This window comes from Mycobacterium sp. (assembly GCF_050701675.1).
GTDB lineage: Bacteria > Actinomycetota > Actinomycetes > Mycobacteriales > Mycobacteriaceae > Mycobacterium.
In genome coordinates this window covers 1-8351 of sequence record NZ_JBOGDD010001134.1, presented here as the reverse complement: position 1 = coordinate 8351, position 8351 = coordinate 1, and the positions used below count along the sequence as shown (strand labels likewise).

General features: G+C 68.0%; 8 protein-coding genes. 3 read left to right on the top strand and 5 right to left on the bottom strand.

Annotated features, from left to right (window positions below; all coding sequences use genetic code 11):
* A partial coding sequence (locus tag ACRDUX_RS35125) for a cytochrome P450 (protein ID WP_526421184.1) occupies nucleotides 1-1160 on the bottom strand: 1160 nt, incomplete at its 3' end.
* A gap of 296 nt (nucleotides 1161-1456) precedes the next feature.
* On the opposite strand from ACRDUX_RS35125, the gene ACRDUX_RS35120 reads away from it, so the two are divergent.
* Entirely contained in the window at nucleotides 1457-1690 is a 234-nt protein-coding gene (locus ACRDUX_RS35120; RefSeq protein WP_526421182.1) for a hypothetical protein, read from the top strand.
* Between the two features lie 88 nt (nucleotides 1691-1778).
* Here the strand turns inward: ACRDUX_RS35120 and ACRDUX_RS35115 are convergent, their stop codons facing one another.
* The 4 genes from ACRDUX_RS35115 to tap form a co-directional block, all read right to left on the bottom strand.
* Entirely contained in the window at nucleotides 1779-3146 is a 1368-nt protein-coding gene (locus ACRDUX_RS35115; protein WP_526421180.1) for an FAD-binding oxidoreductase, read from the bottom strand.
* 21 nt (nucleotides 3147-3167) lie between these two features.
* On the bottom strand, nucleotides 3168-4871 hold the full coding sequence (locus ACRDUX_RS35110) for an L-lactate permease (protein ID WP_526421178.1): 1704 nt from the start codon (nucleotides 4869-4871) through the stop codon (nucleotides 3168-3170).
* 104 nt (nucleotides 4872-4975) lie between these two features.
* On the bottom strand, nucleotides 4976-5638 hold the full coding sequence (locus ACRDUX_RS35105; protein WP_526421176.1) for a pyridoxine/pyridoxamine 5'-phosphate oxidase: 663 nt from the start codon (nucleotides 5636-5638) through the stop codon (nucleotides 4976-4978).
* A gap of 9 nt (nucleotides 5639-5647) precedes the next feature.
* A complete protein-coding gene (gene tap / locus ACRDUX_RS35100) occupies nucleotides 5648-6907 on the bottom strand; it encodes a multidrug efflux MFS transporter Tap (RefSeq protein ID WP_526421174.1) in 1260 nt (419 codons plus the stop codon).
* Nucleotides 6908-6981: 74 nt separating this feature from the next.
* Here tap and ACRDUX_RS35095 point away from each other — a divergent pair, with 74 nt between their 5' ends.
* On the top strand, nucleotides 6982-7803 hold the full coding sequence (locus ACRDUX_RS35095; RefSeq protein ID WP_526421172.1) for a uracil-DNA glycosylase: 822 nt from the start codon (nucleotides 6982-6984) through the stop codon (nucleotides 7801-7803).
* 95 nt (nucleotides 7804-7898) lie between these two features.
* Nucleotides 7899-8351, top strand: a 453-nt coding sequence (locus ACRDUX_RS35090) for an MsnO8 family LLM class oxidoreductase (protein WP_526421170.1), incomplete at its 3' end; no start/stop codon positions are given.

Here is an 8351-nt window from a genome sequence, read left to right as displayed (position 1 = left end):
ACCTCGAAGTCGGGAATGCGGGCCAGGAGCTCCTGCAGTGCCACTCGCGACTGCATGCGGGCCGCCGCTGCGCCAAGGCAGTGGTGCGCCCCGTGGCTGAAGGTCAGGATGTTGCGCGGCTTGCGTGTGACGTCCAGTTCGCCGGCGTCGTCGCCGTACTGCCGCTCGTCGCGGTTGCCCGACCCGTAGAGGAACATCACGCGGCGACCCTCGGGGATCGTGGTGTCTGCGATGACCACGTCGCGGGTCACGGTGCGGCCCAGCATCTGGACGGGGCAGGTGAGACGAAGGAGCTCGTCGACGGAATCGCCTATCAATCCCGGGTTTTCGACCAGCAGCCGTCGCTGATCGGGTCGCTGATGCAGCAGCTGCACCGACCCGCCGAGCATGCCGGTCGTGGTGTCGTTGCCGCCGGTGACCATGGTGAACGTGAATGCGAGGATCGACAGCACGCCCGCGATGTCGCCGTCGGCGCCGACGCCTGCGGCCACCAGGTGCGAGACAGTGTCGTCCTCGGGCTCGACGCGTCGGCGTTCGATCAGAGCGGTGAAGTAGGTCATCATCGCGCCCAGCGCGTCGCCGAGTGTCTCGAGCGCTCCGCCGATGCCGCCCTCGGCGGTGTTGGCGGCGACGATCGCTTCGGTCCATCCGTCGAACTGGTCGCGGTCGGACTCGGGCACTCCGAGATAGTGCGCGACGACCATCGACGGCAGCGGCTTGAACAGCTCGGCCACGATGTCGCCGCCGCCGTTGGTGAGGATGCGTTCGACCCGTTCTCGCACGTACTCGCGGACCTTCGGCTCGATCGCCTCGACCTGGCGCGGGGTGAAGCCACGCGACACCAGCTTGCGGAACTCGGTGTGCACCGGCGGGTCCTGCATGACCATCGGCGGGTTGTCGGCCAGTCCGATCATCTCGAGCTCGCCGTAGTTGACCGTCAGACCCTGCGCCGAGGAGAACGTCTGGTGGTCGCGGGCGGCGGTGAAGATGTCGTCATGGCGTGACAAGACGTAGTAGTCGTGGTCGGGGTTGTCCGGCACGACGTGATGCACGGGGTCGTGGTCGCGCAGTGCCCGGTACATCGGCCACGGTTCGACCCAGGTCGCGGCGTTCGCCAGCTGAAACCGGGCCGAACTGTCCCGAGACAAAAGTGATGACATGTCTCATGAATACGACAACAATGCCGTTGTGTCAAGTCTCGCCCCCTCCCTGGCGCCAGCGCCCGTCCCCTCCCTGGCGCGAGCGGGCGTGTCTGTCCGCAACACGCCGGATGGACTTGGCAGACGGCGCACGCTCGGCCGCCCCGGGCATCCCCCATTCAGTGGAACTCCAGTTCATCCGGTGCCTCCACCGTTTGCCCGACATACACCGCGCCCGCGCCGCGTCATAGTTGTCCCATCGCCGGAACACACCGGAGGTTAACCGAAAAGCAGACTCACACAGAAGGATTCATGAGATGACGAGTATCACCCGCACCTACGCCCGCTTCATTGCAGTGCCCGCAATAGCCGCGGGGATCATCGGCGGCGCGGCCCTCGGCCTGGCCGGCATGGCGAACGCCACGCCAACCACCACAGCGCCTGCACCGAGCGGCCCCGGCTACCAGTACTACCCGGAGACCTACGCCACGCCCGTGCCGACGCAGGCCCCGGGCTGGCAGAAGCACCACGGCCCGAATCACATGAACTGAGCCCTGAGACGGCGAGCCTTCCCCCAGACCGGGGAAGGCTCGTTCGCATTGCGATCGCCAACCGAAGGATCGCCGCGGTGGACGCAGCCTAGATCGCGGCGCCGGGGTTGAGAATGCCGTCCGGATCGAGTGCCCTCTTGATGCGGTGATTCAACTCCATCGCCTCCGGACCCAGGTAACCCTCGAGCCACGGGCGCTTGAGCCTGCCGACGCCGTGTTCGCCGGTGATGGTGCCACCAAGGCCGATGGCGAGATCCATGATTTCCCCGAACGCGGTGTGGGCGCGCTGGGTCTGGGCGTGGTCGTTGGGGTCGAACACGATCAACGGGTGGGTGTTGCCGTCGCCGGCATGGGCGATGACCGAGATCAACAACCGGTGCCGTTCGGCGAGCTTCTCCACCCCTGCCACCAGGTCGGCCAACGCGGGCAGCGGCACCCCGACGTCTTCGAGGAGCAGCGAACCCTTCGCCTCGACCGCCGGAATCGCGAAGCGGCGCGCAGCGACGAAGGCGTCACCCTCGTCGGGATCGTCCGTCGAGTACACCTCGGTAGCACCGGAATCGGTGAACACCTGCGCCATGTACTCGGCGTCCTCGACGCCGGCGGGACCTCGATCGTCGGTCGCGGCCACCATCATCGCGGCGGCGTTGCGGTTCAGCCCCATCTTGAGCTTGTCCTCGACGGCGTTGATGGCGACACCGTCCATGAACTCCAGCATCGAGGGCCGGATCTTGCCGGTGATGGTGACCACCGCATTCGCGGCGTCCTGCACGCGGTCGAAGGACGCGACCACGGTGCAGCCGCGGTGCTGCGCGGGCAGCAGCTTCAACGTCACCTCGGTGACGATGCCGAGGGTTCCCTCGCTACCGACGAACAACTTCGTCAGGCTCAGTCCCGCAACGTCCTTCAGGCGTGGGCCGCCGAGCCGTACCGCGGTGCCGTCGGCCAGTACCACCTGCAGCCCCAGCACGTAGTCGCTAGTGACGCCGTACTTGACGCAGCACAGCCCGCCGGCGTTGGTGGCGATGTTGCCGCCGATGCTGCAGATCTCGAACGACGACGGATCCGGCGGATACCACAGCCCGTACTCGGCGACGGTCTTCTTGACCTCGGCGTTGAGCAGACCCGGTTGGGTCACCGCGGTGCGGGTGACGGGGTCGACGACGATGTCGCGCATCCGCTCGGTGGACAGCACGATACCGCCGTCCAGGGCCGTCGCCCCACCGGACAGGCCGGTCCCCGCACCGCGCGGGACGACGGGTACGCGGTGCGCGCTGGCCCAGCGCATCACGGTCTGCACCTCCTCGGTGCGCCGGGGCCGGACCACCGCAATCGCGGTACCCGCATCAGGATCGGCGGCGCGGTCCTGCCGGTAGGACGCCACGATGTCGGGATCGGTCACCACCGTGCCCTCGGGAAGTTCAGCAGCCAGTTCAGCCAACGTGTCCGTGCTCACACCTCGAGACTACGAGGCGCGTCACGGAACCATCCACGAAAGCACGGGCGAGGCCTGCAATGCAGAGATGATGCACAGCAGGACAAGGAACCCGAGGCTCCACAGGACCACCCGACGGAAGATGTCGCCCTCCTTGCCGTTCAGGCCGACCGCGGCCGCCGCGATGGCGAGGTTCTGTGGCGAAACCATCTTCCCGAGTACACCGCCGGAACTGTTCGACGCGGCCATCAGAATCTCCGAAAGCCCGGCCTGATTCGCCGCGGTCACCTGCAGCGCGCCGAACAGTGAGTTGGCCGACGTGTCGGAGCCGGTGACCGCAACGCCGAGCCAGCCGAGGATGGGGGACAGCAGGACGAATGCCGCGCCTGCACCTGCCATCCAGGTGCCGAGGGTGATCGTCTGACCGGAGACGTTCATGACGAAGGCCAACGCCAGCACCGTCATCACCGTGAGGATCGCCCAGCGCAGCTGGTGCAGTGTCGCCCCGTACGCCTTGATCGCCCGTGGCGCGGAGAGCTTCAGTGCGATCATCGTCAGAACACCCGCGACGAGCATCTGGGTGCCGGGAGAAGTCAGCAGGTTCAGTGTGAACTTGGTCAGGCTCAACGGGTCCCCCTCGGCGTCGGCGACGCTGAGGCCGGGCCAGTTGAAGGCGAACGTCGCCTTGTCGAGCAGGCTCTTCACCGCGGGGATCTGGCAGATCACGAAGACCCCGATGATGATTCCGTAGGGCGCGTACGCCCTGACGACGTCTGCTCGTGAGTCGTGATGGTCCTTCGCGTCGGCGACCCGCGCTGCTGGGTCGCTCTCGCCAGCAAGCGGGTGTCCCCCCAACGCCGGACCTGATCCCCCGGTCGCTTCGCTCCCACCCGCCGCACCGGCGACGACGGCAGGCTGCTCCGTGTACGACGAGCGCGGCTGCCACGCCCGCACCAGCGCCACCACGGCGGCGGCCGACAGCAACGAGGCGACGACGTCGGCCAGCGGTACGGACAGGAAGTTCGACGTGGCGTACTGCGCGACCGCGAACACGACGCCGCAGACCACCGCGGCCGGCCATGTCTCGCGCATGCCGCGGCGGCCGTCGACGATCGCCACCAGGGCCAGCGGCACGAGCAGGGCGAGGATCGGAGTCTGCCGCCCTACCATCGCGCCGAGCGTGTCGACGGGCAGCTCCGTGACCTTGGCCAGGGTGATGATGGGTGTGGCCATCGCACCGAATGCCACCGGCGCGGTGTTGGCAACCAGTGCCAGCACGGCCGCCTTCATCGGCTTGAAGCCGAGTGCCATCAGCATCACCGAGGTCACCGCTACCGGGGTGCCGAAGCCGGCGAGCGCCTCCATCAACGCGCCGAACGAGAACGCGATGATGATCGCCTGGATGCGTTGGTCGTCGCTGACCGAGCCGAAGGAGCGCCGCAGCACGTCGAAATGCCCTGTCTCCACGGTCATCTGATACACCCAGATGGCGTTGATCACGATCCACAGGATGGGGAAGAAGCCGAACGCAGCGCCCTCGGATCCGGCCAGCAGGGTCTGCCCGACGGGCATGCCGTAGACCACGACGGCGATCACGATGCTCACTGCGAGGGAGACGAGCGACGCCACCCATGCGGTCACCTTGAAGGCGCCGAGCATGACGAACAGCAGAAGCAGGGGGAGCGCCGCGACCGCGGCGCTCCAGGGCAGTGAGTTGGCGATCGGATCGAGAACTTGCTGGTACATGGGCTCACCTCATTGTGGCGGGTGTCACATTTCGATTGAGCTTAACCGTTTCGAGGTGAGTTTCTCTCCGCGTGCGCCCACAGCGGTTCTGCACTTGTCGGTTCTCAGGGCCACAGCCGTGTTCGGCTCCAGCCGCCCGGCGCGTCGAGATCGGCGGTGTAGAGCAGCCTTTGATGACGTCGTTCTGGGTCGCCCTGCCAGAACTCGACCCGTTCGGGCGCCACGGCGTAGGAAACCCACTCGTCGGGGACCAGGGCGGGGTCGGCCTTGAGTTCGGCGCGGGCCTTCGCCACGGCAACGTCCAAATCCGCTGTATCCGCCAGGTTTTGGCTCTGTCGCAGCATCAGAGCCAACGCGCGTGCCTCTGCAGATCTGGCCAGGAAGTCAGCTGTGGTCACCTCCGGCGGATCGGCGACGACGGGCCCCCGCACGCGGACCTGGCGGACCAGCATCGGCCAGTAGAACGTCAGCGCCGCAACCGGATTCGAGCCGAGGTCGGCACCCTTTCGGCTTGCCTCGCTGACGGCGAAGTGCCAGCCGGCCGCATCGACGTCCTTCAATATCAGCATTCTGGCGTCGGGCGCTCCCAGCTCGTCGACGGTGGACAGCGTCATCGCATGCGGCTCGGGCACGCCAGCGTCCACCGCCGCGGCGAACCACTCGACGAACAGCGCGACCGGATCGTCGGGGGCACACGTCGGGTCGAAGGCGGGTGCGGCACCAGTGAGTACCGGCAGTGCCCGCAATGTGGCGCGCATGTCAGGCATGGGTTCCTCTCAGCTTGCGGGAGTGGTCGATTCGGACGTACCCCGTTCCGGGGCGCGGTCGAGATCGCGCAGCGACGGCAACAGCAGCGCGACGATGCCGAGCGCCACCATCGGGAGTGACAGTGCGAAGAACGTCGCCCCGAGACCCGCCGCGTCGGCCAAGGGGCCGGCGAGGATCAACCCGAGGGGCCCCGCCGCGTAGGCCAGCGACCCCATCACGCCGACCACGCGTCCGCGCAGATGCTGCGGTGCGCGGGTTTGCATGACGTAGTTGTAGATCGGGGCGATCGGCCCGTAGACGAAGCCGACGATCGCACACAGCACCAGGATCACCGGCAGCGGTGGCAGGAATGCGATGATCGTCATCGCCACGCCCAGCGTCAGCACCGCGATCAGCATCGTCGTGCGCCGCTTCACGTACTTTGACGTGACCGCGTAGCCGAGTGCGCCGACCAGACCGCCGACCGACAGGGCCATCAGCACCCAGCCGAGCTGCGCAGGCTCGTTGCGATCGGTGAAGTACTTGGGAAAAAGTACACTTTCCATGGGCATGTACAGCCCGGTCGCGGCCAGGTCGATGAACGCCAGAGTGCGCAGCACCTTCATGTTCCAGACGAACGACAGCCCCTCCACCACGCCTGCCCAGATGCCTTCGGGCAGGGCGTCGCGGTCGGGCTTGCCGGCGCCCTCGAGGCGCAGCACCGCGATCGCGGCCATCGACAGCACGAACGCTCCCGCGGTGACCCACATGGTGTTCACGCCGCCGAGCGTGGTGATCAACAGCCCGCCGATGCCAGGGCCCACGATGTAGGCCAGGTTGAACACGGCCTCATAAACGCTGTTCGCGTGGTCCAGCGTCCAGCCGGCGCGCGCTGCGGCTTCGGGCAGCATGGACTCGCGCGCCGTCATGCCCGCCGGGTCGAAGAACGCGCCGAGTGCCGCCAGCGAGGCGAGCACCGCGACGTTGATCGCGTCCGCCCCATAGGTCAGAGCGATGAGCGGCACGGCGATCACCGACACGGCCGAGAGGGCATCGGAGATCATCGACACCCGTCGTCGCCCGAGGTAGTCGACCGCCGCACCCGCGATCAGGGTGGCCACCAAGAGCGGCAACGTGCCCGCCATCGCGACGATCGAGGCGTCCAGTGCAGAGCCGTTGCGCTGCAGCACCAGCCAGGGGAACGCGATCAACGAAATCCCATTGCCAGCGCCTGCCATCAGCGCGGCGAACAGGATCAGGTAGGTCGGTCCACGCTTGGAGTTCGTCATGGGATATCGGGTGGAATCCAACCACGGGCCTGCCCGGGCCGCGAGCTCTTTTCGCGCCCGTGCACAGTGATGGGGTGACGCTGCCGCATCCCCGGACGGGTGAGCCCTTCGGTTCGCCGGTACCCGCCGGGTCCGGCTGGCCGGGGGACCCGGCGCTGCCCGACACCCCGGTGGCGACCACAGCGGCGCGAGTGCGCGCCATGGCCGGGCGCACCCGGTCGGTCGACGATCTCGACGCGCAGGTCAGCGTGTGCCGCGCGTGTCGCCGGCTGGTGGACTGGCGCGAGCAGGTCGCCGTCGAGAAGCGCCGGTCGTACGCCGATGAGCCGTACTGGGGCAGGCCGGCGACCGGTTTCGGGTCGGCGACGCCGCAGATCCTGATCGTCGGTCTCGCGCCTGCCGCGCACGGCGCCAACCGGACCGGGCGGGTGTTCACCGGCGACCGCAGTGGCGACTTTCTGTTCGCCGCGCTCTACCGCGCCGGCCTTGCGAGTTCGCCGTTGAGTGTCGACGCCGCAGATGGGTTGGTGCTCAACGACACCCGGGTGGTGGCCGCGGTCCGGTGTGCGCCCCCGGACAATGCGCCGACGCCGGAGGAACGTGCGACGTGCGCGCCGTGGCTGGATGCCGAGTGGCGGCTCGTCCGGGGCACCGTTCGGGTGATCGTCGCGCTCGGCGGGTTCGCGTGGCGGGTGGCACTGGACATGGTGCGTGCCGGCGGCGGCACCGTCAGCAGACCACTGCCGAAGTTCGGGCATCTGGCGATCGCTCAACTCGGTGACGTCGCACTCATCGGCTGCTACCACCCGAGCCAGCAGAACACCTTCACCGGCAGGCTGACGCCGGCGATGCTCGACGACGTCTTCGCGGCCGCCCGCCGCATCGCCCATCCGTAGCGACTTGCGGTGTCTGACCGGCGGTGAGCGCCGGTGGATGCACACAAATCGCGGGGGTGGGGAACGATCCGCAGCGGTCGGCGGTTGAATGTTGCGTGCGACTCTCGGTACTCGACCTCGTCCCCGTCCGCAGCGACCAGAGCACGTCCGACGCGCTTGCGGCGACGGCTCGTCTCGCGCAGACCGCCGACGAGCTGGGCTACACGCGTTTCTGGGTGGCCGAACACCACAACATGCCGGCGGTGGCGGCGACCAGCCCACCGGTGGTGATCGCCTATTTGGCCGCTCAGACCAAGCAGTTGCGGTTGGGCTCCGGCGGGGTGATGCTGCCGAACCACGCGCCGCTCGCGGTCGCCGAGCAGTTCGCGCTGCTCGAGGCCGCCGCGCCCGGCCGCATCGACCTCGGCATCGGCCGCGCCCCGGGCTCGGACCCCGTGACGTCGATGGCGCTCCGCGGTGCCGCGGGCCGAGACGATACCGACATCGAGAACTTTCCCCAGTACCTCGACGACGTGGCCGCCTTGATGAGCACCACGGGCGTCCAGGTG

Coding starts and splice junctions, on each gene's coding strand:
- ACRDUX_RS35120 (WP_526421182.1), top strand. CDS start 1,457: ATGACGAGTATCACCCGCACCTACGCCCGCTTCATTGCAGTGCCCGCA.
- ACRDUX_RS35110 (WP_526421178.1), bottom strand. CDS start 4,871: ATGTACCAGCAAGTTCTCGATCCGATCGCCAACTCACTGCCCTGGAGC.
- ACRDUX_RS35105 (WP_526421176.1), bottom strand. CDS start 5,638: ATGCCTGACATGCGCGCCACATTGCGGGCACTGCCGGTACTCACTGGT.
- tap (WP_526421174.1), bottom strand. CDS start 6,907: ATGACGAACTCCAAGCGTGGACCGACCTACCTGATCCTGTTCGCCGCG.